This is a genomic window from Pseudomonas lutea (genome assembly GCF_000759445.1).
Lineage (GTDB): Bacteria > Pseudomonadota > Gammaproteobacteria > Pseudomonadales > Pseudomonadaceae > Aquipseudomonas > Aquipseudomonas lutea.
The window spans coordinates 265,592-291,704 of sequence record NZ_JRMB01000004.1 but is presented as its reverse complement, the minus strand read 5'-3'; the positions used below and the strand labels follow the sequence as shown (position 1 = coordinate 291,704).

At 60.5% G+C, this 26,113-nt stretch carries 23 protein-coding genes; 12 read left to right on the top strand and 11 right to left on the bottom strand.

Annotated features, from left to right (window positions below):
• The first annotated feature begins 50 nt into the window (after positions 1 to 50).
• The 7 genes from pqqF (at position 51) to LT42_RS24040 (ending at position 7,785) form a co-directional block, all read left to right on the top strand.
• Entirely contained in the window at positions 51 to 2,408 is a 2,358-nt protein-coding gene (pqqF, locus tag LT42_RS24070; protein WP_037019097.1) for a pyrroloquinoline quinone biosynthesis protein PqqF, read from the top strand.
• A 178-nt stretch (positions 2,409 to 2,586) separates the two neighbouring features.
• The gene (gene pqqA, locus LT42_RS24065) at positions 2,587 to 2,658 is read left to right on the top strand and encodes a pyrroloquinoline quinone precursor peptide PqqA (protein WP_008365141.1); all 72 of its coding nucleotides are present in this window, start codon (positions 2,587 to 2,589) and stop codon (positions 2,656 to 2,658) included.
• 94 nt (positions 2,659 to 2,752) lie between these two features.
• Complete coding sequence (pqqB, locus tag LT42_RS24060) at positions 2,753 to 3,664, top strand: pyrroloquinoline quinone biosynthesis protein PqqB (protein ID WP_037019096.1); 912 nt, start codon at positions 2,753 to 2,755, stop codon at positions 3,662 to 3,664.
• A 142-nt stretch (positions 3,665 to 3,806) separates the two neighbouring features.
• Positions 3,807 to 4,562 carry a pyrroloquinoline-quinone synthase PqqC gene (gene pqqC, locus LT42_RS24055; RefSeq protein ID WP_037019094.1) on the top strand — a complete coding sequence of 252 codons (756 nt, stop codon included), beginning with the start codon at positions 3,807 to 3,809 and terminating at the stop codon, positions 4,560 to 4,562.
• A complete protein-coding gene (gene pqqD, locus LT42_RS24050; protein WP_037019092.1) occupies positions 4,559 to 4,834 on the top strand; it encodes a pyrroloquinoline quinone biosynthesis peptide chaperone PqqD in 276 nt (91 codons plus the stop codon). Before pqqC ends, pqqD begins: the two co-directional genes overlap by 4 nt.
• Positions 4,806 to 5,993 carry a pyrroloquinoline quinone biosynthesis protein PqqE gene (gene pqqE, locus LT42_RS24045; RefSeq protein ID WP_162835425.1) on the top strand — a complete coding sequence of 396 codons (1,188 nt, stop codon included), beginning with the start codon at positions 4,806 to 4,808 and terminating at the stop codon, positions 5,991 to 5,993. Before pqqD ends, pqqE begins: the two co-directional genes overlap by 29 nt.
• Complete coding sequence (locus tag LT42_RS24040; RefSeq protein WP_037019090.1) at positions 5,959 to 7,785, top strand: S9 family peptidase; 1,827 nt, start codon at positions 5,959 to 5,961, stop codon at positions 7,783 to 7,785. Before pqqE ends, LT42_RS24040 begins: the two co-directional genes overlap by 35 nt.
• A 207-nt stretch (positions 7,786 to 7,992) precedes the next feature.
• Here LT42_RS24040 and LT42_RS24035 read toward each other — a convergent pair whose 3' ends face one another.
• The 11 genes from LT42_RS24035 to bioB form a co-directional block, all read right to left on the bottom strand.
• Positions 7,993 to 8,859 carry a DMT family transporter gene (locus tag LT42_RS24035; RefSeq protein ID WP_208855927.1) on the bottom strand — a complete coding sequence of 289 codons (867 nt, stop codon included), beginning with the start codon at positions 8,857 to 8,859 and terminating at the stop codon, positions 7,993 to 7,995.
• An 84-nt stretch (positions 8,860 to 8,943) separates the two neighbouring features.
• Positions 8,944 to 9,105, bottom strand: a complete 162-nt coding sequence (locus tag LT42_RS25025) for a YqaE/Pmp3 family membrane protein (RefSeq protein WP_037019089.1) — start codon at positions 9,103 to 9,105, stop codon at positions 8,944 to 8,946.
• A 373-nt stretch (positions 9,106 to 9,478) separates the two neighbouring features.
• Positions 9,479 to 11,257, bottom strand: coding sequence for an acyl-CoA dehydrogenase C-terminal domain-containing protein (locus LT42_RS24025; RefSeq protein WP_037019083.1), 1,779 nt, complete (start codon positions 11,255 to 11,257; stop codon positions 9,479 to 9,481).
• 221 nt (positions 11,258 to 11,478) lie between these two features.
• A complete protein-coding gene (locus LT42_RS24020) occupies positions 11,479 to 12,774 on the bottom strand; it encodes a GGDEF domain-containing protein (protein ID WP_037019081.1) in 1,296 nt (431 codons plus the stop codon).
• 152 nt (positions 12,775 to 12,926) lie between these two features.
• Positions 12,927 to 14,732, bottom strand: a complete 1,806-nt coding sequence (locus LT42_RS24015) for a phenylacyl-CoA dehydrogenase (RefSeq protein WP_037019079.1) — start codon at positions 14,730 to 14,732, stop codon at positions 12,927 to 12,929.
• A gap of 346 nt (positions 14,733 to 15,078) precedes the next feature.
• The gene (locus tag LT42_RS24010; RefSeq protein WP_037019078.1) at positions 15,079 to 15,375 is read right to left on the bottom strand and encodes a hypothetical protein; all 297 of its coding nucleotides are present in this window, start codon (positions 15,373 to 15,375) and stop codon (positions 15,079 to 15,081) included.
• A gap of 124 nt (positions 15,376 to 15,499) precedes the next feature.
• On the bottom strand, positions 15,500 to 16,180 hold the full coding sequence (bioD, locus tag LT42_RS24005) for a dethiobiotin synthase (RefSeq protein WP_037019293.1): 681 nt from the start codon (positions 16,178 to 16,180) through the stop codon (positions 15,500 to 15,502).
• Between the two features lie 88 nt (positions 16,181 to 16,268).
• Entirely contained in the window at positions 16,269 to 17,117 is an 849-nt protein-coding gene (gene bioC / locus LT42_RS24000) for a malonyl-ACP O-methyltransferase BioC (RefSeq protein ID WP_081955453.1), read from the bottom strand.
• Positions 17,110 to 17,841 carry an alpha/beta fold hydrolase gene (locus LT42_RS23995; RefSeq protein ID WP_037019076.1) on the bottom strand — a complete coding sequence of 244 codons (732 nt, stop codon included), beginning with the start codon at positions 17,839 to 17,841 and terminating at the stop codon, positions 17,110 to 17,112. The genes bioC and LT42_RS23995 overlap by 8 nt, the downstream gene beginning before the upstream one ends.
• Entirely contained in the window at positions 17,834 to 19,024 is a 1,191-nt protein-coding gene (gene bioF / locus LT42_RS23990) for an 8-amino-7-oxononanoate synthase (RefSeq protein ID WP_037019074.1), read from the bottom strand. The genes LT42_RS23995 and bioF overlap by 8 nt, the downstream gene beginning before the upstream one ends.
• A gap of 31 nt (positions 19,025 to 19,055) precedes the next feature.
• A complete protein-coding gene (gene bioB / locus LT42_RS23985; protein WP_037019073.1) occupies positions 19,056 to 20,111 on the bottom strand; it encodes a biotin synthase BioB in 1,056 nt (351 codons plus the stop codon).
• Positions 20,112 to 20,224: 113 nt separating this feature from the next.
• On the opposite strand from bioB, the gene LT42_RS23980 reads away from it, so the two are divergent.
• From LT42_RS23980 to rarD, 5 genes are all read left to right on the top strand, one after another.
• The gene (locus LT42_RS23980) at positions 20,225 to 20,959 is read left to right on the top strand and encodes a ComF family protein (protein WP_037019072.1); all 735 of its coding nucleotides are present in this window, start codon (positions 20,225 to 20,227) and stop codon (positions 20,957 to 20,959) included.
• 158 nt (positions 20,960 to 21,117) lie between these two features.
• Entirely contained in the window at positions 21,118 to 21,882 is a 765-nt protein-coding gene (locus tag LT42_RS23975; protein ID WP_037019071.1) for a TOBE domain-containing protein, read from the top strand.
• A 102-nt stretch (positions 21,883 to 21,984) separates the two neighbouring features.
• Positions 21,985 to 23,898, top strand: a complete 1,914-nt coding sequence (locus tag LT42_RS23970; RefSeq protein WP_037019070.1) for a PhoX family protein — start codon at positions 21,985 to 21,987, stop codon at positions 23,896 to 23,898.
• Between the two features lie 153 nt (positions 23,899 to 24,051).
• Complete coding sequence (locus LT42_RS23965) at positions 24,052 to 25,026, top strand: serine/threonine protein kinase (protein ID WP_037019068.1); 975 nt, start codon at positions 24,052 to 24,054, stop codon at positions 25,024 to 25,026.
• Positions 25,027 to 25,176: 150 nt separating this feature from the next.
• A complete protein-coding gene (gene rarD, locus LT42_RS23960) occupies positions 25,177 to 26,070 on the top strand; it encodes an EamA family transporter RarD (protein WP_037019066.1) in 894 nt (297 codons plus the stop codon).
• Positions 26,071 to 26,113: the final 43 nt, after the last annotated feature.

Sequence of the window (26,113 nt, the reverse complement as noted above, 5' to 3'; positions counted from 1 at the left end):
TGAGTATCCGCTAGCATGGCCAATCCATGATCACGCCATGCAAACACCCCATGCCCGATTCCATCGCCCAACGATCCGTGACCCTGCCGAACGGCTTGCGCGTGGTGCTCAGTTCAGTGCCACGGTTGAAGCGTTGCGCCGCCGCAGTGCGCGTGGCGGCGGGCAGTCACGACGTTTCGCCGCGCTGGCCGGGACTGGCGCATTTCCTTGAGCATTTGTTCTTTCTGGGCACCGAGCGATTCCCGGGAAATGAAAACCTGATGGCCTTCGTCCAGCGTCATGGTGGCCAGGTGAATGCCAGCACGCGCGAACGCACCACCGATTTTTTCTTCGAGCTGCCGCGAGCGGTGTTCCGTAACGGCCTGGACCGTTTGTGCGAGATGCTGGTGCGTCCGCGTATGACGATGGCTGACCAGTTGCGCGAGCGAGAGGTCTTGCACGCAGAATTCATCGCGTGGACACGCGACGATTCCGCCCGTGAGCGGCTCAGACTTTTGCAGTCTCTGTCCGCGGCGCATCCCCTGCGCGGCTTTCATGCTGGCAATCGCTACAGCCTGCCGGTTCCGCGCCAGACCTTTCAGCATGCGCTGCAGGATTTCTATCGCCGCTTTTATCAAGCCGGGCAAATCACGCTTAGCCTCGCCGGGCCTCAACCTCTGGATGAGCTTGAGGCGCTGGCGGCAGAGTTCGGCGCCTATTTCGCCAAGGGTGAGAAGGTAGAGCAGCACAAGCCGCCACCGTTGCTTGCCGGAACACCCCGCGCAATTTCCAAAGCCGACCTGCGGCAGATGCACCTGACGTTTGCCTGCGAGGACTTGCCGGGCGGGCATGAGCAAGCGGCTGGGTTTCTGTGTATGTGGATGAATGACGCGCAGGCGGGTGGTCTGGTGGCGGCTTTGCGTGGCCGAGGGTTGATTGAGTCGCTCAAGGCCGAGGCGATCTATGGGTTTGGCGACCAGGCACTGATCGACATAGAACTGGCTCTGAGCACGCCAGACGCTGCAACACACGTCTCGACGCTGGTCTTTGATTGGCTGACTTTTCTCAGGTCGCATTACCGTCATTTGCTCGATGAGCATGCGTTGCTGGAGCAGCGCCGTCTGGCCGTGAGTGACGCGCTGGCGCTGGCCCGGCATTTTAGCGCGGGACTGGATGCGCGCGGTCTTTCGACGGACGCTGTAGAGTCGCTGTTCGACCGGCTCACGCTTCAGACCCTAGTGCGCGCAGAGACCCTATCCTCCGCGCATGCCCCTTCGAATTTCGAGTGGCACCTGCCCGCCCCCAATCCCTTCCTCAAGCAGACAAGGTCCATCGCTGCGCCGAGTTCGCCCCTGACTGCGTTGACATTCAGCGACGCCCTGCCAGCGACTGGAGAAGCTGCGGTATACCTGCGCTGGACGCTGGCCACTTCGCAGCCATTGCTTGCACGAATGCTGGAAGATCGCCTAAAACCGCTGATCCTCCAGGCCGGGCATGCGGGTGTGACGCTGGCATTCGGCAGTTACGGCAACTACTGGCAAGTGAAAGCCTACGGTTTGGCAAAGCCCCTGCCCGCTGTGCTGGAAGCGGCGCTGCGCGTGCTTGGCGCGCCTGAGAGTCGTGATCGGGAACACCGTGGCGCGATGGACAGCGAACCTGCGGCCATTCCGATCCGTCAACTGCTGAAGTCGTTGCCTGATCATTATTTGAACAACCAGAACACCAGACAAGCGATAGGTCTCGAACGTGCCTGGTCTACGGCACGCTGGACCGGTTTAGCTACAGGTCTGGAAGGCTCGGCGCAAAGTGAGGTGTGCAGCGCCGCCCGCCTCATCCATGGCATTGCGGAGCTTCCGCCTGGCACGGCGCCACGCGACACAGGCACGCGGTGGATAACCGAAGCGTCGGATTCTTCCGAAAGTGCGCTGTTGATGTTCTATCCGACGCCGTCAGCTTCACTCGACGATGAAGCTGCATGGCGACTCTTCGCACAGCTGATGCAGGCCCCGTTCTACCAGCGTCTGCGTGTAGAACTGCAATTGGGCTACGCGGTTTTCAGCGGCTTCCGGCAAATTGCCGGCCATGGCGGGCTGCTGTTCGGCGTGCAGTCACCCAGCGCCAGCATCGGACAGATCGTGGCCCATATCGAGACGTTCATTGAGCGCCTGCCAACGCTGATTGCCGAGGCAGACGTACCGGCTCAGTTGAAAACGTTGCGCGCTCAACTTGATCTGGCTGAACTGGAGCACGCACAGGCGGCCGAAATACTCTGGCAGGCGCATTTGGCAGGTCATGGGCGAGGCTACTTCGAGGGCTTGCAACATTCTCTAAAACATCTTGATCACCACGCACTGCTGACAGCCGCTGATCGGCTGGCCCAGTCGGGCCGTATCCGGCTGTGTCTCTCAAACCGCTCTAACCCGCCATAGCCGCAGGCCACAGCAGGCGGATCATTGCCGGTTGCGCAAGGGTCTTTATCGGATATTTCATCATCGACCCTTCGATAATTTTAGTAACATAGCCCCCTAAGCATTTGAACGTCTCCTCGCGCAGGAGCACTAATGAATGTACTCACCCACCGCGGCACTAACCCAGAAGGAGTCAATTATGTGGACTAAACCTGCTTACACTGATCTGCGTATCGGCTTTGAAGTCACCATGTACTTCGCAAGCCGTTGATTGTTACGCGGTGAGAAGCCTCGGTTCGCCGGGGCTTTTTTATTAACGCGATTCTGAATTCAGGGCCGAACCGGCCCGTCGCTATGGGGCTTACATGCACATCCAGATCCTCGGTTCCGCTGCCGGCGGTGGTTTCCCCCAGTGGAACTGCAACTGCGCCAACTGCGCAGGCTTTCGTGACGGCAGTCTGCGAGCGCACGCGCGTACCCAGTCGTCCATCGCGCTGTCGGACGACGGTGTGAACTGGATCTTGTGCAACGCCTCTCCCGACATCCGCGCCCAGCTTCAGGGGTTCGCCCCGATGCAGCCCAATCGCGGCCTGCGCGATACCGGCATCAGCGCGATCATCCTGATGGACAGCCAGATCGACCACACTACCGGCTTGCTCAGCCTGCGCGAAGGCTGCCCGCATCAGGTCTGGTGCACGGACATGGTCCATGAAGACCTCAGCACCGGGTTTCCGCTGTTCAACATGCTCAAACACTGGAACGGCGGGCTGGACTGGAACCGTATCGAACTGGAAGGCAGCTTTATCATCCCGGCCTGCCCGAATCTGCGCTTTACGCCCTTCCCTCTGCGCAGCGCGGCACCACCCTACTCGCCACACCGATTCGATCCGCACCCGGGCGATAACATCGGTCTGATGGTTGAAGACCTGCGCACCGGCGGCAAGCTGTTCTATGCGCCGGGCCTGGGCAAAGTCGATGATGCCCTCATGCAGAAAATGAGCGGCGCCGACTGCCTGCTGGTCGACGGCACGATGTGGGACGACGACGAGATGCAGCGCCGTGGCGTCGGCACCCGCACCGGAACGGAAATGGGCCATCTGGCGCAAAACGGTCCCGGCGGTATGCTCGAAGTGCTGGAGCGGTTACCGCAGCAGCGCAAGGTGCTTATTCACATCAACAACACCAACCCGATTTTGGACGAAGACTCGCCAGAGCGTGCTGAACTGGCCAGGCGCAATGTTGAAGTGGCGTTCGATGGGATGAGCATCGAGCTCTAGAAACGCTAAACAACCCCACTGTGGGGCGAAGTTTGCTCATGAAGCTGCCAGGTCAGCCTGCCGATGCGGCACAGGTAGATGGCTTTAAGTGAGGAGGCTCACCCCACAGGATCTGCGGAAATTCTTGACGAGAACTGCCGACATGAGCGATGCAACGCCGCTGTCCCCCGCTGAATTCGAACAGGCCCTGCGCGCCAAGGGCGCGTACTACCACATCTATCACCCCTTTCATGTGGCGATGTACGAAGGGCGTGCGACCCGCGAGCAGATTCAGGGCTGGGTCGCAAACCGGTTCTACTATCAGGTCAACATTCCGCTGAAGGATGCGGCGATCCTTGCCAACTGTCCTGATCGGGAAATCCGTCGCGAATGGATTCAGCGTCTGCTCGATCATGACGGCGCCCCCGGTGAAGACGGTGGCATTGAAGCGTGGCTGCGTCTGGGCCAGGCCGTGGGCCTTGATCCTGACCAGCTGCGTTCGCAGGAACTCGTCCTGCCCGGGGTACGATTCGCCGTCGATGCCTATGTCAACTTCGCCCGCCGCGCCAATTGGCAGGAAGCGGCGAGCAGTTCGTTGACCGAGCTGTTTGCACCTCAAATTCATCAATCCCGTCTGGACAGCTGGCCGCAGCATTACCCATGGATCGATCCGGCCGGCTACGAGTACTTCCGCACTCGCCTGGGTCAGGCCCGCCGCGACGTGGAGCACGGTCTGGCGATCACGCTGCAGCACTACACCACGCGGGAAGGCCAGCAGCGCATGCTGGAAATCCTGCAGTTCAAGCTCGACATTTTGTGGAGCATGCTGGATGCCATGAGCATGGCGTACGAGCTGAACCGCCCGCCCTATCACAGCGTGACTGACCAACGCGTCTGGCACAAAGGAATCGCCCTATGAGCTTCAATCGTGAACAGGTGCCCAACTGGCGCCGCGGTTACCGTTACCAGTTCGAGCCGGCACAAAATGGCCACGTGCTGCTCTACCCTGAAGGCATGATCAAGCTCAATGAAAGCGCGAGTGAGATTGGTGGCCTGATCGATGGTCAGCGCAGCGTCGGCGCCATCATCGCGTTGCTCGACGAAAAATTTCCCGGCGTTCCCGAGCTCGGCACCGATGTCGAGCAATTCATGGAGGTCGCCCGTGCAGAACTCTGGATCGAATTTGCCTGAGTCATTGAACACCGCAGCCAGCCCGTACATTCCGCCCACGCCTCCGGTCGGGCTGCCGCTGTGGCTGCTCGCCGAGCTGACCTATCGTTGCCCGCTGCAGTGCCCGTATTGCTCCAATCCGCTGGATTTCGCCAAGCAGGGGCAGGAGCTCACCACTGAGCAGTGGTTCAAGGTCATGGCCGAAGCCCGGCAAATGGGCGCGGCGCAGATCGGCTTCTCAGGCGGCGAGCCGCTGGTGCGTCAGGATCTGGCCGAGCTGATCGCCGAGGCACGGCGGCTGGGCTTTTACACCAACTTGATCACCTCCGGCATTGGCCTTACCGAACAGAAGATCATCGATTTCAAGGAAGCAGGGCTGGACCACATCCAGATCAGCTTCCAGGCGAGCGACGAGCAAGTGAACAACATGCTCGCCGGCTCGAAGAAGGCCTTCGCGCAGAAGCTCGAGATGGCCCGTGCCGTGAAAAAGCATGGCTACCCGATGGTCCTCAACTTCGTGACCCACCGGCACAACATCGACAAGATCGACAAGATCATCGAGCTGTGTGTGGCGCTTGAGGCCGATTTTGTCGAGCTGGCGACTTGTCAGTTCTACGGCTGGGCTCACCTGAATCGCGTGGGCTTGCTGCCGACCAAAGACCAGCTCGTGCGTGCCGAGCGCATTACCAACGAGTACCGCGCCAAGCTTGCTGCTGAAAACCACCCGGTAAAGCTCATCTTCGTTACGCCCGATTACTACGAAGAGCGGCCAAAAGCGTGCATGAACGGCTGGGGCAATCTGTTCCTCACAGTGACACCGGACGGTACGGCCCTGCCCTGCCACGGCGCGCGGCAAATGCCGATTCAGTTTCCCAATGTGCGCGATCACACGATGCAGCACATCTGGTACGAGTCATTCGGCTTCAATCGTTTTCGCGGGTACGAGTGGATGCCCGAGCCATGCCGCTCGTGCGACGAGAAGGAAAAAGACTTCGGCGGCTGCCGGTGTCAGGCGTTCATGCTCACCGGCGATGCGAGCAACACAGACCCGGTGTGCAGCAAGTCGCCCCAGCACCACTTGATCACCCAGGCCCGCGATGAAGCCGAGTATGCTAGCCAGACCATCGAGCAACTGGCCTTCCGCAATGAACGAAACTCACGCCTCATCGCCAAGTCCTGACCTTCTCTCTGCCGCCCAGGCCGTGGCGGCAGGCACCGATTTCGCCGAACTCAGCGTCAGCCCTGCGGGCCTTTTCTGGAGTGAATTCCGCCCGCAGGATGCCGCGACGCGCATCTGGCGCTGGCACGAAGGCAAAGCTCAGTGCCTGACACCGGAAGGCTTCAGCGCCCGCAGTCGGGTCTATGAATACGGCGGTGGTTCGTTCTGCCTGACCGACTATGCCGTGGTGTTCGTCAACGAAGCGGACCAGCAAATTTACCTGCAAGCCTTCGACTCTCCTTCACCTCACGCGCTGACCCGGGGCGACAAGCTCTTCGGAGATGTCCGGTATGCGCGCGGGCAGATTCTGGCCGTCGAAGAGGATCACGACACCCATCGGCTGGTCGCGATCGATATCACCGATGGCCGCCGTCATGTGCTGGCCGAGGGCGCCGACTTCTATGCGTCACCGACGGTGAGCCCGGATGGCCAGCGTCTGGTGTGGATCGAATGGTGGCGACCGCATCAGCCCTGGACGTCGACGCGCCTGATGAGCGTCGAGCGTCAGGCCGATCTTGCGTGGGGTCGGCCACGCTGCCTCGCAGGCGGGCTAGGACTGGAATCGTTGCAGCAGCCCCGCTTTGATGAAGCTGGCCGCTTGTACTGCCTCACCGACCGCGCCGGGTTCTGGCAACCTTGGAGTGAAACCCTCGAGGGCTTTGAAGCGCTGCCCGCCGCCCCTGCCGATCATGCCTCGGCGCCTTGGCAACTGGGCGCCGCGACGTGGATGCCGCTAGAGGACGGTGCCTATCTCGCCGCCTGGTTCGAGGATGGGAAAGGTCTGCTGGGCGTGCGTTCGGCGTCGGGCTCGGTGGAGGATTTCACTGGCGATTACAGCCGCTTTAGAAGCCTCGCGGTGGATGCAGACCATATTTACTGCATCGCGGCGTCGCCCGTCAGTCCCTCTGCGGTGGTTGCCATCAGCCGCGCCGACAAGCGGGTCCGCATACTCGCCGGTGGCGTGAGCCCATTGCCGGTGGAGCGCATCAGCCAGCCGCAGACCTTGACGTATCCAAGCGGTTCGAGTGAAGCGCATGGGTATTTCTATCCGGCCATGACGGGCGAAGAAAAGCCGCCGCTGCTGGTGTTTATCCACGGAGGCCCCACCTCTGCCTGTTACCCCGCACTGGACCCGCGTATCCAGTTCTGGACGCAACGCGGCTTTGCCGTCGCAGACCTCAATTATCGCGGCAGCACAGGTTATGGCCGCGCGTATCGCCAGGCGTTGTTCCTGGAATGGGGCGTGGTCGATGTAGAAGATGCGTGCGCGGTGGTGGAGTACCTGGGCAATCAAGGCCTCGTCGATCCCCAGAACGCATTCATCCGCGGCGGCAGTGCCGGCGGATACACCACGCTGTGCGCGTTGGCATTCAAAGACGTGTTCCGCGCCGGCGCAAGCCTGTACGGCGTGAGCGATCCGCTGGCGCTGGCCGAGGCCACCCATAAGTTCGAGGCGGATTACCTGGACTGGCTGATCGGTGACCCCGACCTGGAGATGGTCCGCTATCGGGAGCGCACGCCACTGCTGCATGCCGCTCAGATCAAGGTTCCAGTGATCTTCTTTCAAGGAGAACTGGACGCCGTGGTGGTCCCCGCCCAGACCCGCGACATGCTTAACGCACTGCTGGAAAACGGCATACCGGCCGAAGGGCATTTCTATCCCGAAGAGCGCCACGGTTTCCGCAAGGCGGCCAACCTCGCCCACGCCCTGGAGGCGGAATGGGCGTTTTATCGCAAGGTAATTGATGGGTGATGCCTCAAGCGCTGGGCATGTCAGTAACTGACTCACGCTGCTAACACAGTTCTGTGGGAATGAGCTTGCTCACGAAGAAGGCACTGCAAACTCTGAGGATTAAGTGAGTGTACTGGCGTCTTCGCGAGCAAGCTCGCTCCCCAAGGTTGTGCGTTAACTGCCAAACCAGCGACATCGCACGTGTAAGTGCGCGAACCCGTGATTGACTCATCCATAGACGTGCAGCGCTACCGCGCCGACCAAGACGAGCCCTACCCCGCAGACCTGAATGGCGCAGAGCCGCTCTTTGAAGAACAGGAAGCCAAGCACGGCGGCGATACCGCCTGACAGGGTGCTGATGACGGTGACCACGGAAATCGATCCCACCATCGCGCCATACGAGAACGCAGAGAATCCACCCAAATTCAGCAGGCTTGCGGCCACGAGGGTTACCCCAGCGCGTGCAGACGGCAGCTTCATAGCGTCTTTCGTTCGCAAAATCATCGGCGACAAAACGGCGAGGCCGACCAGATACCCCAGCCAGAGCATCGTGACGGGGCCCAGTGCTGGCAACGCGTAACGGCCTTGCATCCAGAAACTCGACCCGTACAGGAAGGCGGCGCCCAGTGCGTAAACTATTGGTTGGCGGCTGTGCTTTTTCGGCCTGGAATCGTCACCTGACGTCATGCTCGACAAAACAACGCCCAGCACACACAAGGCGATCAACGACACCTGCGTCATCGAGATCTGCTCGCCACTCGCCCACGACAACAGCGTGGTGAATACGCCATACGACGTCACCAGGGGAGCCACAATTGAGGCTTTACCAAGCGCGAACGCTTTGGATAGCGCCAGCGCGCCGCTGACGGTGAAAACCGAGGCCAGCACACCCAAGAGCCACACGTGCGAAGGCGCAGCGAATGATTTGGAGATGAACGTCGGGTAGCACAGCAATATCGCGCACATGATCAGAAAGCCAAGCACCTGACCAATATAAACCGCTCGCTTGACCCCTACCGCGCGGGCATTGAGCCCTACCAGAAAATCTGTGCCGCCCCAGAACAGAGCGGCGAGCAATCCCAAAACAACGTCCATCCCTGAGCTTCCTGATCATAAAGTCCGACGCCGGACTCTATGTCAGCTGACCTGAGACAGGAAGCGCAGTGTTAGTGATTAGGGTTACTTGCGGCTGACGATGATGTAGATCGCGTGGATGATCCCGGGAATGTAGCCTAGCAGGGTCAGCAGAATGTTCAGCCAGAAGGCGCCAGCGAAACCGACTTGCAGGAACACGCCCAGGGGTGGCAGCAGAATAGCGATGATGATGCGGATGATGTCCATGGGTGGAGCTCCTGATTAATGGCCCGTTGGGGGCCGCACAGCTAATCGACCCTGGGCTGCTGCAGGGGTTCCGCCGCGCCAATCATCGAGCGGTTGCCGCACACAGGCGAATGAAACGAAGCGGCTGACACAGGAGCAGTTTTTCAGGACGCAGAAAAAAGAAAACCCCGCCTAAGCGAGGTTTTCCAGACTGTTTCCCATGACTTCCATTTCTTCCCGCCATCCTGGCAGGCAATCCCTTACGTGTCCCTGTTATCTGTTTGCGCATCCTGCGCGACGTCCATGTGAAGTAGATTAAACTTGGATCCACTGAGGCGCTAGAGCCGATTGCCATCACGTCATGTAAGCAAATGCTTACATGGGTTTCGACGCGTCAGAACTGTGACGCCTCCAGCAAGTAAAGGGACTCGCTACCCGCTTTGACAGAGGCCGATAGCGACTGGATACGCGGCAGCAAACGGGCGAAGTAGAAACGTGCGGTGCCGAGTTTACCGGCGTAAAAATCTTCCTGTCCTTCTTTCCCCCACGCTGCCTTTGCCATCATCGCCCACATGTAAGCGTAGGCCGTGTACCCGAAAGCATGCAGATACTCGACAGAGGCAGCGCCGATTTCGTTCGGGTTACTGCGCGCGCGGTCGAGTACCCAGTCGGTAAGCTCATCCAGAGTAGTCAGCGCAGCGGCAAGCGGCTTGATGAACTCAGCTTGCGAGGCGTCAGACGCAGCAATGAACTGACGGACTTCTTCGGAGAAAAGCCGGTAGTGAGCACCGCCGCTGGCAACGACTTTGCGACCCATGAGGTCGAGCGCCTGAATACCGTTGGTGCCCTCGTAAATCTGAGTGATGCGCACATCACGCACCAGCTGCTCCTGACCCCATTCGCGAATGTAGCCGTGCCCACCGAAAATCTGCTGGCCGTGCACGGTGGTATCGAGGCCCATATCGGTAAGAAAGGCTTTGGCCACAGGCGTCAGCAATGCCACCAACGCGTCGGCGCGCTGACGCACTTCAGCGTCTTCGCTGTACTTGGCTGTGTCCAGTTGCATCGCTACGTAGGTGGAGAAAGCGCGCCCACCCTCATTCAGCGCCTTCATGGTCAATAGCATGCGACGCACATCGGGATGGACAATGATCGGGTCAGCGATGGTCTCCCGGGACTGCGCGCCCGTCGGGGCCCTGCTCTGCAGGCGGTCGCGGGCGTATTCGATCGCGTTCTGATACGAACGCTCGCCAGAGGCCAGGCCCTGAATGCCGACGCCCAGACGCTCGTAGTTCATCATGGTGAACATCGCCGCCAGGCCCTTGTTCGGCTCGCCGATCAGGTAGCCTTCAGCCTGATCGAAGTTCATCACGCACGTTGCCGATGCCTGGATGCCCATTTTGTGCTCAATCGAGCCGCAGAACACCGTGTTGCGCGCGCCAAGGCTGCCGTCATCGTTCACCATGATTTTTGGCACGAGGAACAGCGAGATGCCTTTCGGCCCTGCCGGTGCGTCAGGTAGCTTGGCCAGAACCAGGTGAATGATGTTTTCAGTGAGGTCGTGCTCGCCGCCTGTGATGAAGATCTTCGTGCCGCTGATCTTGTAAGAACCGTCGGCCTGTGGCTGCGCCTTGGTACGGATGATGCCGAGGTCTGTGCCGGCGTGAGCCTCGGTCAGACACATCGAACCGGCCCAGACACCGGCGTACATGTTCGGCAGGTATTTGGCCTTCAACGCTTCACTGGCATGCGTGTTGATCGAGACGCAAGCGCCAGAGGTCAACATGGGGTACAACCCGAATGCCAGGCTTGCAGAGTTGACCATCTCTTCGACCTGAGCCGATACCGCCTTGGGCATGCCCATGCCGCCGAATTCCGGATTCCCGCCTACGCCGACCCATCCGCCTTCTGCGTAGGTCTTGTAGGCCTGGATGAAACCCGCAGGCGTGGTCACGACGGTGTCGTTCCAGTGACAGCCTTCTTCATCGGCTGCCCGGCTAAGCGGCGCAACGGATCTGCCAGTGACTTTGCCCGCCTCCTCGAGAATCGCCTCGACGGTCTCGGCGTCCACTGTCTCGGACAGTTCTGGAAGGGTGGCCCAAAGTCTGGAGACTTCGAACACTTCATTGAGGACGAAGCGCATATCGCGCAAAGGCGCTTTGTAGTCAGCCATGGCAAACCTCGTTTGAGCAGCAAAAACTCGTGGGATGAGCATCGCCACAATGATTTTGCAGCGCCGATGCGTCAGTGGAACGAGTGTACCTGAACACCATTTGCGACACATAGGGTCAACGCGTGACTATTTTATCTTATCTGGTCACAACCATAAGCGGCTCAGCCGCTAGGCTGCCCGTGAGCAAAGACCCAAGGGCTTTAAGACAAAAAGGGGAGTGTTTAGCTGGCGGCAGCCATCCGCACCGCGCCACGCTTGCTGGTCTGCGCATGGCTGATGACGCAGTTACGGCCAGCACCTTTGGCAGCGTACAGGGCTTGATCGGCTGCTTTTAAGACTTCATCCGGATTGCGGTGCTCAGGCTGACGCTCGGCCACGCCGATGCTGACAGTCACCGACACCGTTGATGCCTGAGAACCGGCCCGACGTTGGCGCCCTTGCTGGTCATCATTCGGGCGGCTGTCCTGATTGCGCAGGTGAATCTGATAACTGGCGATGGTCTCGCGAATCACCTCAAGGTGCGGCATGCACTCCTCAAGGGTCTTGCCTGCAAAAACGATGGCGAACTCTTCACCGCCGTAACGATAGGCGCGCCCGCCGCCGTTGGTGATCTTCGACAGCTTGCTGGCCACCAGACGCAGCACCTGGTCGCCGACGTCATGGCCATGGGTGTCGTTGAATTTCTTGAAATGATCAACGTCGCTCATCGCCAGCACGTAATTGCGGCCCAGTCGCTGCATCCGTTCGTTCAGAGCACGCCGACCCGGCAAGCCGGTCAGCTCATCACGAAAGGCCATTTGATAAGCCTCGTGCGCCACCGCTGCGGCAATCATCAGCATCACCTGACTGCACATGATGTTAAGGGTGAATGGCAGGATGAATGTCTTGGGCAAGGCCCAGAACAGCCCGAGCAACCCAACCAATTGGGCGGCGTGCAGGGGCCGAGGCTTGTAGATGTATTGGGTCAGCAAAACAGCAAAGGCAATCAAAAACGTCGCGTAGGACAGCTGAATCAGGCTCATCCATTCGCCATGCAGCGCCGGCCAGCGGATGTCGGCCAACCAGGCCAGTACCGCGCTTGGGAAACTCTGTTCCAGCCCCAGCGCGACGCTGCCCACCGCGAGCAAAACGGCTAGTCGCGCAACGAGGTCTTGAAACAAGTGGGTGCGCTCCTCCCAGGCTGCGAACAGTCCAAACATGACCGGCAGCAACAGACAGCACAGATGAAACACCACAGCAGCGTCCTCTCGGACTTTGCCGTTGTCGCGGTAGTAATCGGTCTGGGTGTCGAGCAGGAAATAAGCGATATACACCGTGATCATCAGGAACAGTTCACGCTGACGCTTGTACACGCCGCAATAGGCTCCACCCAGCAACAGTACGAGGGTAGGCAGCACGTTGAACAGTGAAGTGAAAAACACGTTGAGGTCTTTCACGTACGCAGCCGCCAGTCCGGCAACAAGCAGCCCCAGAGAAGGTAGAAAATGACTGAGCCGTGCGGCGGAGGGGCGCAGCAAAAGGACTATCTCCTCACCGTATGATAAGAGGGCCGGGTAAATGGCATTGTGCCTGTATCGGCCGCTTCACGCATAGGATGAGGAGAATTTACGCAGACACAAAAAAGCCGCTTATCCCGAAGGACAAGCGGCTTGAACAAACCGTCTGGAACTCAGTAGGCCAGACCGAAGTGTTCTTCGTTCATGTCCATGAGGTTGCTCGCGCCCGACAACATGGTCGCCACATGGGTACGAGTGCGCGGCAGGATACGCTGGAAGTAGAAGCGTGCCGTTTGCAGCTTGGCGGTGTAGAAAGCTTCTTCGCTGGTGCCCGCCGCCAGTTTCTCGGCTGCTACACGCGCCATGTCGGCCCAGAAGTACGCCAGGCAGGCATAACCGGAGTACATCAGGTAGTCCACCGAAGCGGCGCCGACTTCTTCACGGTCTTTCATGGCAGCCATGCCGACCTTCATGGTCAGTTCGCCCCACTCTTTGTTCAGCGCGGCAAGCGCCGTCACGAACTCACTGACCGCTTCGTTGCCTTCCTGCGACTGGCAGAACTTGTGAACGATCTTGGTGAAGCCCTTGAGCGCCTCACCCTGCGTCATCAGCACTTTACGGCCCAGCAGGTCGAGCGCCTGGATACCGGTGGTGCCTTCGTACAGCATGGCAATGCGGGCATCACGAACGTTCTGCTCCATGCCCCACTCGGCGATGAAGCCGTGGCCGCCGTAGACCTGAACGCCATGGTTGGCGGACTCGAAACCGACTTCGGTCATGAACGCCTTGGCGATCGGCGTCATGAACGCCAACAGGCCATCGGCTTGCTTCTTGGCTTCGGCATCGTCGGTGTACTTGGCGATGTCGACCTGTTTGGCGGTGAAGTACACCATTGCGCGAGTGCCTTCGGCGAAGGCCTTCATGGTCAGCAACATACGACGCACGTCAGGGTGAACGATGATCGGGTCAGCGGCTTTTTCGGGAGCCTTGGGACCGGTCAGCGAACGCATTTGCAGGCGCTCGCGGGCGTATTTCAGGCCACCCTGAAAACCGATCTCGGCATGCGCCAGACCCTGCAGCGCGGTACCCAGGCGGGCGGTGTTCATGAACGTGAACATGCAGTTCAGGCCCTTGTTCGCCGGGCCGATCAGATAGCCGGTGGCGCCGTCGAAGTTCATCACGCAGGTGGCGTTGCCGTGAATCCCCATCTTGTGTTCCAGCGAACCGCAATTAACTGCGTTGCGCTCGCCAACGCTGCCATCGGCAGCCGGCACGAACTTCGGCACGATGAACAGGGAAATCCCTTTAGTACCGGCAGGCGCATCAGGCAGGCGAGCCAGCACGATGTGGACGATGTTATCGGCCATGTCGTGTTCGCCTGCGGAAATGAAGATCTTGGTGCCGGACACTTTGTACGACCCGTCAGCCTGAGGCTCGGCCTTGGTGCGCAACATGCCCAGGTCAGTGCCGCAGTGCGGTTCTGTCAGGCACATGGTGCCGGTCCACTCGCCCGAGACCAGTTTGGTCAGGTAAGCGTCTTGCTGCTCAGGGGTGCCGTGTTCGGAGATGGTGTTCATCGCGCCATGGGACAACCCTGGGTACATGCCCCACGACCAGTTGGCTTCGCCGACCATCTCGCTGACCGCCAGGCCCAGCGATTCGGGCAGACCCTGACCGCCGTGGGCGACGTCGTGGGCCAGGCTCGGCCAGCCGCCTTCAACGAACTGCTTGTACGCTTCCTTGAAGCCGGTCGGGGTTTTCACGCCGGACTCGCTCCAGGTGCAGCCCTCAATGTCACCCACACGGTTCAACGGCGCCAGGACCTGCTCACAAAACTTGGCGCCTTCTTCGAGAATGGCGTCGACCATGTCAGGCGTTGCGTCCTGGCATGCCGGCAGACTCTGATAGTGCGCTTCGTAGCCGAGCAGCTCGTCACGGACGAAGCGAATATCACGCAAGGGGGCCTTGTAGTCAGGCATAGCGATAAACCTCTGCTGGTGAATCCTGGAATTGGATGACCGTGTGGTCACTGTAGGGCGCGGCCCCGGCGCCGACGATTGGGGTTACGCGGCGATCAAACAGGTGTTTGAAACATACGTTTACGCCTATACCTTGTCAAGCGGTGGCACTCACCTTTCATCACCTGCCAGGGCACAAACGCCGGACGTGCGAATACGTCGCCAGTTGGCGTGAACCGGCACATTCGTTAAAAAAGTCTAAGTACGAAACAGCGCTGCGCACGCTTCGGAGGCGCGCGTGAATGACGTGTTATTCAGGAGAAGGGGAACAGTCGCGACGTGCGCCGCAGCGCACGAACGGAGGGCGTCAGGCGAAGGTGTCGATCAGCGTGCCAAGCATTTCGTCGCTGGCTTTTTCGACTCTGGCGCCGGCCTGGACTTGAATCCGGCCTTGGGTCAGCTCAACTACGTTGGTGGCCATGTCGGAGCGTTGCGGACGATCGACAGAACGCAAGCGTTCGAGTTGAAAATCGGAGGATTGGCTGCGGCCCGCCACTTCTGTCGCTGGGCTGGCCAGCTGTGTCGCCGCCTGATCGACACGGTCCTGCCCAACCTGCATGGCGCTAAGGCCGGGGTACACCGTGTTGTTCAATGAGATTTGCATGAGCACCCTCCTCCGTTCATGGCGAACCATTTGATTAAAGCAGCAAGGCAGCCCGATTACTTGCCCAAGCGACTAGTGGCACTGCGCCTTGTGACAGGGCTCACACTCTGAAGGCGGCAAGCGCTCAATCCAGCAATTCGAGATGCAGATGCTCGGCGATCATTTCCGCAGTGGCCTTTTTCAGGTAGGGCACGCGGCCCAGGCACGGCGCTGGCAGTCGCTCTGCAAGCGTGGCGAGATTTTCCTCCAGCCGCGAGGTTTTAGGGTCGATGATATTAGCCACCCAGCCCGCCAATTGCAGGCCATCGTTAGCAATGGCTTCGGCTGACAGCAACGCGTGGCTGATACAGCCCAGCCGCACGCCCACCACTAAAATAACGGGCAGATTAAGTGCAATGGCGAGGTCAGAGAGGTTGGCTCGATCAGCCAGCGGAACACGCCAGCCGCCAGCGCCTTCGATGAGCGTGAAATCTGCCTTTTTCTCGAGGATGTGCTGCATCGGGGCCAGTAATGACTCGACTGTCAGCGCAACACCGGCCTCTCGCGCCGCCAGATGCGGGGCAATGGCGGGCTGGAACGCCACCGGGTTGACCTCGTTGTAGGTCAGTAGAATCGAACACTCTGCGCGCAAGGCAACGGCGTCCGAATTGCGCAACCCTTTGGCTTTGAAGTCGCAGCCGGAGGCGACAGGTTTGCCGGCCGCCGTGCTCAACCCTGACTGCCGCGCCGCGTATAGAAGCCCCGTGGCAATGGTGGTCTTGCCGACATCGGTATCGGTTCCCGTGATGAAATACGCAGCGCTCATCTTGGCGACCATCCGTTCAGATATTTCAAACTGTTGCCTGCTTAACTATAGCGCCCATGCGGCGGGCGCCCATTTTATTGATCAATCTTTAATCAGCGTCAGGTTTCGTCAGAACGGCATACACCACCTGATAAGTGGCTGGCAGGCCTTGCTCCTGGCGAAAGGCTTCGTATGCGTCCATCAGCGCCTTAATGCGGGCACGGCCGGTCAGGCCTCCCGGTCTGCCCGGGTTGATATTGTGCGCGCCGAGTGCCTTGAGCTCATGGGTCAGGCTGCGCACATCCGGGTAGTGCAACACATGCGGCCGCACCTCCAGCCTGCTGATGGCCAACCCGCTGGCAGCGCACAGACGCTGATAATCGTCGCGCTCGCGAAAGCGATTGACGTGAACCAGGCCGTCCACCGCCTGCCAGCTGTCGCGCAGCTCGAACAGCGTCCCTGCGCAAAGGCTGGCAAACACAAACACACCGCCCGGCTTCAGCACGCGCCCCGCCTCGCTCAGCACCGCAGCGAAATCCGGGCACCATTGCACCGCAAGGCTGGAGAACATCAGATCGACACTCGCGTCGCGCAGCGGCAGGTTCTCCGCGTCGCCGGCCACGTAATGCGCGGCCCCGCCCAGCGGCCGTGCATAGCGCAGCATGCCTTCAGCGAGATCCAGCGCGACGCCTTCGCTCTGCGGGAAATTCTGTGCCAGCACGCGGCTGAAACAGCCCGTGCCGCTGCCCAGGTCCAGCCAGCGGGAGGGCACCAGATCGGGCAGCCGTGATATCAGCGCGGTGCCGACGGCACGCTGCAGATCGGCCACGCTGTCATAGCTGGACGCAGCCCTGGAGAAGGAAGCCGCCACCTGACGCTTGTCCGGGAGCAGGTGCTGATCAGACGCTTGTTGCTGTTTGACGGCCTTGAGCACCGCGCAGTGGGAAAGATCAGTCATCACCGGACTCGTGTAAAAACGCATGAACTGCAGCGGCCACGCCGTGCGGATTTTCCAGAATAAAGGCATGGCTGGCCTGCTCGATCACACCGACTTCAATATCCGGTTGCAGGCTGAGCAGATCCGCCGACGCCTCCGCTGGCACCAGTGCATCAAGGCCGCCGAACAAGTGCAGTTGCGGACCGCGGAACGCCTGCAGCGCTTTGCGAGTGTCCATCTGCTCCAGCAGTTTCAAACCTTCGATCAAACCGGCGCTTGTGCCGTGCGGCGCGCAGGCTTTGAGCTGCCTCGACAGCGCGCGGGGTTCTTCGGCGCCCTGCACGCATAGCAGACTGAAGCGCTTGAGTGTTGCATCCAGATCGGATTTACAGCCGCCGATGAACGCATCGAAATCCGTTTGCGCCATTGCGTTGGGCCATTCGCTGCGCGCCACGAAGCAGACGTTGCTGGCGAATGTCGCCAGACCGCAGCAGCGCTCGCCCCGGCGCGCCGCCAACTCAGCGGCCAGCATGCCACCCAGGGACCAGCCACCGAGCCAGACATTGGCGGGCAACGTCGAATCAAGCTCATCGAGCCAGTCGTCGAGGTCATCGTTATCCATGTCCGGCAGCGGTTCGATCTCGACGTGCAGGTGTTCGTCCAACCCTCGCAGGGCTGCCGCCAACGGCTCCAGGGGAGAGACGCCCAGGCCCCAGCCCGGCAACAGGATCAAACGATCACGCATGGTTGTGCTCCGAGGGTTCATCCACGCCCAGCAGCGGGTAACACTGCTCCAGTGCCTGCAACAATAGCTGCACCTGCGCTTCGCTGTGGGCAGCGGACAGCGTGACGCGCAGACGAGCACTGCCTGCCGGCACCGTGGGTGGGCGAATGGCCGTGACCATAAGCCCGCGATCCCGGAGCATTTGCGACAACCGCAACGCGCGGCCGCTGTCACCGATCAAAATGGGCTGGATAGGCGTGAAGCTGTCCATCAACTGCAAACCGATGGCTTGCGCGCCCGCGCGGAACTGCCGGATCAGGGCGGTGAGGTGCTCACGTCGCCAGTGTTCAGTACGCAGCAGTTCGAGGCTTTTCAGCGTCGCGCAGGCCAGCGCCGGCGGTTGGCTGGTGGTGTAAATGTAGGGACGAGCAAACTGGATCAGGGTTTCGATCAGCTCTTCGCTGCCGGCAACGAACGCGCCCGCCGTGCCGAATGATTTACCCAGTGTGCCAATCAGCACCGGCACCTCGTCGATACCCAGACCGAAGTGCTCGACAATGCCCCCACCATTGGCACCCAGCGGGCCAAAACCGTGAGCATCGTCGACCATCAGCCATGCGCCTTTGGCCTTTGCAGCCTTTGCCAGAGCGGGGAGATCAGCGATGTCGCCGTCCATGCTGAACACGCCGTCGGTCGCCACCAGGGTGTCACCGACTGCTTTGTCCAACCGACTGGCGAGGCTGTCGCTGTCGTTGTGCAAGTAACGGGAAAACCGCGCGCCGCTGAGCAGCCCCGCGTCCAGCAGCGAGGCATGATTAAGGCGATCTTCGAGCACGGTGTCACCCTGCCCGACCAATGCGGTCACCGTGCCAAGATTGGCCATGTAACCATTGGAAAACAGCAGCGCGCGGGGCCGCCCGGTGAACTCGGCCAGCGCTTCTTCCAGCGCGTGATGGGGCGTGCTGTGGCCGATCACCAAATGCGAAGCGCCGCCACCGACGCCCCAGCGCTCAGCCCCTGCCTGCCAGGCGGCCACCACCTCGGGGTGATTCGCCAGGCCCATGTAATCGTTGTTGCAGAATGCCAGCAGCGGTTGGCCGTCAACGATCACTTCGGGGCCCTGCGGGCTCTGCAGCAACGGCCGCTGACGGTAAAGGTGCTCGGCACGACGGGCAGCGAGACGTGCGTTCAGATCAAAAGACATGCAGGCCTCGGGTCAAGCCATTGATGAAGAATCAAACAGCAGCGTCGTAAAACATCTCGCTGCTCTTTTGCTCGATCAAGGCCTGTTCGATGGCCGCTTGATGCACCTCGTCCGAATGCTCCTCGCGAGCCTCAGGCTGGATGCCTAGCCGGGAGAACAGCAGCATGTCCTTGTCGGATTGCGGGTTAGCGGTGGTCAGCAGTTTGTCGCCATAGAAAATCGAATTGGCGCCGGCGAAGAATGCCAGTGCCTGCATTTGATCATTCATGGCTTCGCGGCCTGCGGACAGGCGCACGTGGGACTGAGGCATCAGGATGCGGGCCACGGCGAGCATGCGGATGAAGTCGAACGGGTCGATGTCTTCGGCGTTTTCCAGCGGCGTGCCGGCCACTTTCACCAGCATGTTGATCGGTACCGACTCCGGGTGCTCCGGGAGGTTGGCGAGCTGAATCAGCAAATTGGCGCGGTCGTCCAGGGACTCACCCATGCCCAGAATGCCGCCAGAACAGATCTTCATCCCGGAATCACGCACATACGCCAGCGTCTGCAGGCGGTCGCTGTAGGTGCGCGTGGTTATGATGCTGGTGTAGAAATCAGGCGAGGTATCGAGGTTGTGGTTGTAGTAATCCAGACCTGCCGCAGCGAGGGCCTGCGTTTGGTCCTGGTCCAGCTTGCCGAGGGTCATGCAGGTTTCCAGGCCCAGCGCTTTAACGCCTTTGACCATTTCCAGCACGTAGGGCATGTCTTTGGCGGAGGGGTGCTTCCACGCCGCGCCCATGCAGAAGCGGGTGGAGCCGATGGCCTTGGCGCGGGCGGCCTCCTCCAGCACTTGCTGGACCTGCATCAGCTTCTCTTTTTCCAGACCGGTGTTGTAGTGGCCCGATTGCGGGCAGTACTTGCAGTCTTCCGGGCAGGCGCCGGTTTTGATCGACAGCAAGGTCGAGACTTGCACACGGTTGGCGTCGAAGTGAGCGCGGTGCACGGTTTGCGCCTGAAACAGCAGGTCATTGAATGGCTGTGTGAAGAGTGCCTTGACCTCGGCTAGATTCCAGTCGTGACGCAAATTGGCAGTAAGGCTGGCGCTCATGGGCGGCTCCCTTGATGTTTTTCTGGACGATGACCCGGGCGGCTTCGCCTGACGACAAAACCGGAAAAGCCCACAGGCGCAACACGGATGTTCGGCATATTTAAGGAAGCACCATGCGCTGTCAACCATATAACGGGCACGAGGTTTACATCTGGTTAAAAAGCGTACAAACCTGCTTGTTGTGCGACGAGACGACCGATTCCATACATCCCATCTGCATGGCCTGTGAACAGGAGCTGCCCTGGCTGATCGACCAATGCGACCGTTGCGCGCTGCCCATGCCAATGGCCGGCCTGACCTGCGGCGCATGTAACCGACACCCGCCTGCTTTCAACGAGGTGGTTGCCCCCTGGCTTTACGACTTCCCGGTCGACGCTTTAGTCACACGCTTCAAACACCAGGGCAAGTGGCCGCTGGGCCGTCTGCTCGCCGACCTTTTGAGCGAAACATTGCAGCACCGCTTTCTGGAAGGCCTGCGCCAGCCCGATTGCCTGATCCCGGTACCGCTCGCCAGGAAACGATTGCGCCAGCGCGGCTTCAATCAGGCGGCTATGTTGGCCAAATGGCTTGGGGCAAGGCTGGGGCTGGCGGTTGATGAGCGCGTGTTACGGCGCATCAAGGAAACGCCCTCGCAACAGGGGCTGGATGCGAAAGCCAGAAAACGCAATTTGTCGTCGGCCTTCGCCTTGACCGATGCAGCGCCGATCATCGGCAAGCACCTGGCGCTGATCGACGACGTACTCACCACCGGCTCTACCGCCCAGGCACTGGCCGAGTTGTTGATCAAGGCGGGCGCACGGTCGGTTGACGTGTATTGCCTGGCGAGAACGCCCAAGCCTGGGGACTAAGACCCGCCCATGATCTTGCAGCGACGCCGATCACATATAGGAGTGAACGTGGTTTCCAGAGGACTTGGGGTTATCAAGGCGAACACGAAAGGCATCGCCCGATCTCATCGGCCATGGCTTAAACTCCGGCGTCATCACTCTCAGCGCATCCGCCCCCTATGTCACTGCCGCCTTCTCTCACCCAGCACATGGTCCGTCGGCCGCACCGCATTGCGCTGTTGCAGCACATTGCCGAGCAGGGTTCGATCACTCGTGCGGCGAAAAGCGCCGGGCTGAGTTACAAGGCCACATGGGACGCCATCGATGAGCTGAACAATCTGGCGCAAAAGCCGTTGGTTGAGCGCAGCGTCGGCGGTCGTGGGGGCGGCGGTGCCAAGTTGTCGCTGGAGGGCGAGCGCGTACTGCGGCTTTATCAACGCCTGCAGGCGCTGCAAACCCAGTTGCTGGAAACCGTGGAGGAGTCAACCGACCTGGCGCTGATCAGCCGGTTGATGTTGCGCACCAGTGCGCGCAATCAGTTGCATGGGCAAGTCAGCCGGATCCGATCCCAGGGCCGCAACGACACGATCACCTTGCAACTCGCGGGCGGCGTTTCCATCGACGCGCAAATTACCCATGACAGCACCTTGCGGTTGGGGCTGGAGATTGGCACGGACGTGTTCGCCCTGATCAAGGCGGGCTGGCTTGAGGTGCTGGCGGCGGATCAGCCTGAAACAATCGGACACAATTGTCTCAGTGGAACGATAGAAGAAATTCTCGACGCCGAGAATGGCCCGAGTGAGGTCAGGATTATCCTTCCCAGTCATCAAATCCTCTGCGCGCTGGCTGCGAGGGAGCGGCTGCAAGCCTTGAAACTCAAAGTCGGCGGGGTTGTGAAGGTTCAGTTTGCGCCGTCCAACATTCTCGTCGGCACTCCGTTGTAGTCAGCGGCTGGATCAGTCGCGGCGACAGGCCCATCATCGGACCGACACAATACTGTCATCCGCACTGCATAGGGTTTTGCCCTAAACCGCAGGGAGCCCGTGATGACGCTATTAAAAGATAACCAAGCCACCGACCTCGAAAACATGGTCGGCCTCACCCGCCGCGGGTTCATCAGCGCCGGCGCCCTGTGCGGCGCTGCGATGTTTCTGGGCGGCAACCTGCTCAGCCGCAGCGTAATGGCCGCAAGCGTCAGCGCTGCCAACAGTGCGCTGCTCGGCTTCGACAGCATCCCTTCCTCCACCGCCGACGGCATCGCCCTGCCGCCGGGCTATCGCTCCTCGGTCCTGATCAGTTGGGGCCAGCCGCTGCACGCCAACGGCCCGGCGTTCGACCCCAGCGGCAATGGCACGGCGAAGATGCAGGAGTTGCAGTTCGGCGACAACAATGACGGCATGAGCCTCTTCACCTTCCCCGGCGACAAGCCAGAGACGGCCGGCCGCGCGCTGATGGCAATCAACAACGAGTACACCAATTACCGCTACCTGTTTGATCACGGTAAGGATCCGCAGTCCGCCGAAGACGTGCACAAGGCTCAGGCCAGCGAGGGCGTTTCGGTCATTGAGGTCAAGCGCGACGGGCAGCAATGGACCTTCGTACAAGGTTCAAAGTACAACCGGCGCATTCACGGCAACACGCCGATTCACCTCAGTGGCCCGGCCGCAGGGCACGAATGGCTGAAAACCGCCGCTGACAAAATGGGCAAGAACGTGCTCGGTACTTTCCAGAACTGCGCCAACGGCAAGACGCCGTGGGGCACGTACTTGACCTGCGAAGAGAACTTTACCGACTGCTTCGGCAGCAGCGATCCGGCCCAGACCTTTGATGCCGCGACCAAGCGTTATGGCGTCACAGCCGCCAGTAAAGAAGTGAACTGGCACCTGCACGATCCGCGCTTCGACGTCGCCAAAAACCCCAACGAACCCAATCGCCATGGCTGGGTGGTCGAGATCGATCCGTTCGACCCCAAATCCACACCGGTCAAACGCACTGCGCTGGGCCGCTTCAAGCACGAAAACGCCGCGCTGACCGAAACCAAAGACGGACGCGTCGTGGTGTACATGGGCGACGACGAGCGCGGCGAGTTCATCTATAAATTCATCAGCCGCGACAAGGTCGACCATCAGAATCCCAAGGCCAACCGCGACATCCTCGACCACGGCACGCTGTACGTTGCGCAGTTCGATGGCGGCGACAGCAACCCTGATCGCCCCAAAGGCCAGGGCAGATGGATTGAGCTGACCCATGGCAAAAACGGCATCGACGCCGCCAGCGGATTTGCCAGCCAGGCTGAAGTGTTGATCCATGCCCGATTGGCGGCGAGCCAAGTCAAGGCGACGCGCATGGACCGGCCTGAATGGATTGTCGTCAGCCCGAAGGACGGTCAGGTGTATTGCACGCTGACCAACAACATTAAGCGCGGTGATGAAGGGCAGCCCGTCGGAGGGCCGAATCCGCGCGCGAAAAATCAGTACGGGCAGATTCTGCGCTGGCAGGAAACAGGGTCAGACGCGGCGGCGATGGATTTTGCGTGGGACCTGTTCGTCGTCGCAGGCAACCCGGGCGTACATGCCGGAACACCGCAGGGCGGTTCGAGCAATATCAACGCGCAAAATATGTTCAACAGCCCCGACGGGCTGGGCTTCGATATGGCCGGGCGGCTGTGGATCCTGACCGATGGCGACTCCACCAACGCAGGTGATTTCGCGGGCATGGGCAACAACCAGATGCTGTGCGCGGACCCTGCCAGCGGCGAAATCAGACGGTTCATGGTGGGGCCAGTCGGCTGTGAGGTCACCGGCATCAGCTTAGCGCCCGATCAGAAAGCGCTGTTCGTAGGCATTCAACACCCCGGCGAAAATGGCGGCTCGACCTTCCCCGAACACCTGCCCAACGGCAAGCCGAGGTCTTCGGTGATGGTGATCACGCGGGAAGACGGCGGGGTCATCGGCGCCTAGCAGAGGGCTTGCGCATCCCGCAAAGGACTCTCTCGGCGGGATGGGCATTCCACTGAATCAACGGCAACGGGTGTAACGCGCTGTGTCAGGTGTAACACGCCTGAGTTACCATGACTGGCCCGACGCGGCAGCCTGCCGCGCGCAGGAGTTAGCATGGCCCACCCGTTCGCAACACTTACACCTGACCTGGTGCTGGACGCCGTCGAGAGCATCGGCTTCGTCACCGACGCCCGCATCCTCGCGCTGAACAGCTACGAGAACCGCGTTTACCAGGTCGGTATCGACGAACAGCAGCCGCTGATTGCCAAGTTTTACCGGCCTGATCGCTGGACCAACGAAGCCATCCTCGAAGAACACAGTTTTACCGCCGAACTCGCCGATGTCGAAATCCCGGTGGTGGCACCCATGGTGCATAACGGGCAAACCCTGTTCGAGCACGCCGGCTTTCGTTTCACCCTCTTTCCCCGTCGCGGCGGCCGTGCCCCAGAGCCCGGCAACCTCGATCAGCTCTACCGTCTCGGCCAGCTGCTGGGCCGCATCCATGCCGTCGGCGCCACCCGCCCGTTCGAGCATCGCGAAGCCCTTGGCGTGAATAACTTCGGCCACGCTTCGCTCAACTACCTGCTCGACAACAACGTCATCCCGCGCAGCCTGCTGCCTGCGTACGAGTCCGTCGCCAAAGACTTGCTCAAGCGCGTGGAAGACGTCTACGCCGCTACGCCGCACCAGAACATCCGTATGCACGGCGATTGCCATCCCGGCAACATGATGACCCGGGACGAAATCTTCCACATCGTCGATCTCGACGACTGCCGCATGGGCCCTGCGGTCCAGGACGTCTGGATGATGCTGGCGGGGGATCGTCAGGACTGCCTGAGTCAATTGTCGGAACTGATGGACGGCTACAACGAATTTCACGACTTCGACCCACGCGAGCTGGCGCTGATCGAACCGCTGCGCGCACTGCGCCTGTTGCATTACAGCGCATGGCTGGCGCGTCGCTGGGACGATCCCGCGTTTCCGCACAGCTTTTCCTGGTTTGGTACCGAGCGGTATTGGGGCGATCAAGTGCTGGCGCTGCGCGAACAGTTGTCTGCGCTGAACGAGGAACCGCTGAAGCTGTTTTAACACCGACGAACCCCTTGCAGGAGCGCGCTTGCCCGCGAATGAATCGCTCCCGGGCCTGCCATGCCATTGATCCAACGCGATCGCGGGCGAGCGCGCTCCTACAAAACCTCCACCACCGCCTCACAACAAAAACTTGCCGAAGGACCACCCATGCAAGCTGCCAACCCGCGCCGCGGGTACATTCTGGGCCTGAGCGCCTACATCATCTGGGGACTGTTTCCGATCTACTTCAAGGTGCTTGCCAGCGTTCCTTCGCTGGAAATCATCGTCAATCGTGCCATCTGGTCAGCGATTTTCGGCTCGCTGCTGTTACTGGTCTGGAAGCATCCCGGCTGGTGGCAGGAACTGCGCGACAACCCCGGGCGTCTGGCCATTCTCGCCTGCAGCGGCTCGCTGATCGCCGCCAACTGGCTGATCTACGTGTGGGCCGTCAACAACAACCACATGGTCGAAGCCAGCCTGGGTTATTTCATCAACCCACTGATCAACGTCATGCTTGGCATGGTGCTGCTGCGCGAAAGGCTGCGCCCACTGCAATGGGTGGCGGTGATGCTGGCGTTGATCGGCGTGCTGCAACAGGTCTGGCAAGTCGGCAGCCTGCCGTGGGTCTCACTGGCCCTGGCGTTTACGTTCGGTTTCTACGGCCTGATTCGCAAAAAGGCGCCCGTGGCCGCGTTGCCCGGGCTGGTGGTGGAGACCTGGATTCTGGTGCCACTGGCCGTGGGCTGGTTGCTGTTCAACCCGCTCGCCCACAGCGCGCAGCCCGAATTCTGGACCACCACCCAAGCGCTCTGGCTGGCGGCAGCGGGTCCGGTCACCCTCGTACCTCTGGTGTGCTTCAACGCTGCGGCGCGCCACCTGCCTTACGCGACGCTGGGTTTCCTGCAATACATCGCGCCAACGCTCGTGCTGGCATTGGCGGTCATCCTGTACGACGAACACATGCCATCGGCCACGCTCGTAACCTTCGCCTTCATCTGGTCCGGGTTGGTCATCTACAGCGTTGATGCCTGGCGCTCGCTGCGTAAACGCGCTCAAGGCTGATCAGACCTGCAGCAGGCGCGGCAGGGTGGCCTGCTGCAGGTAT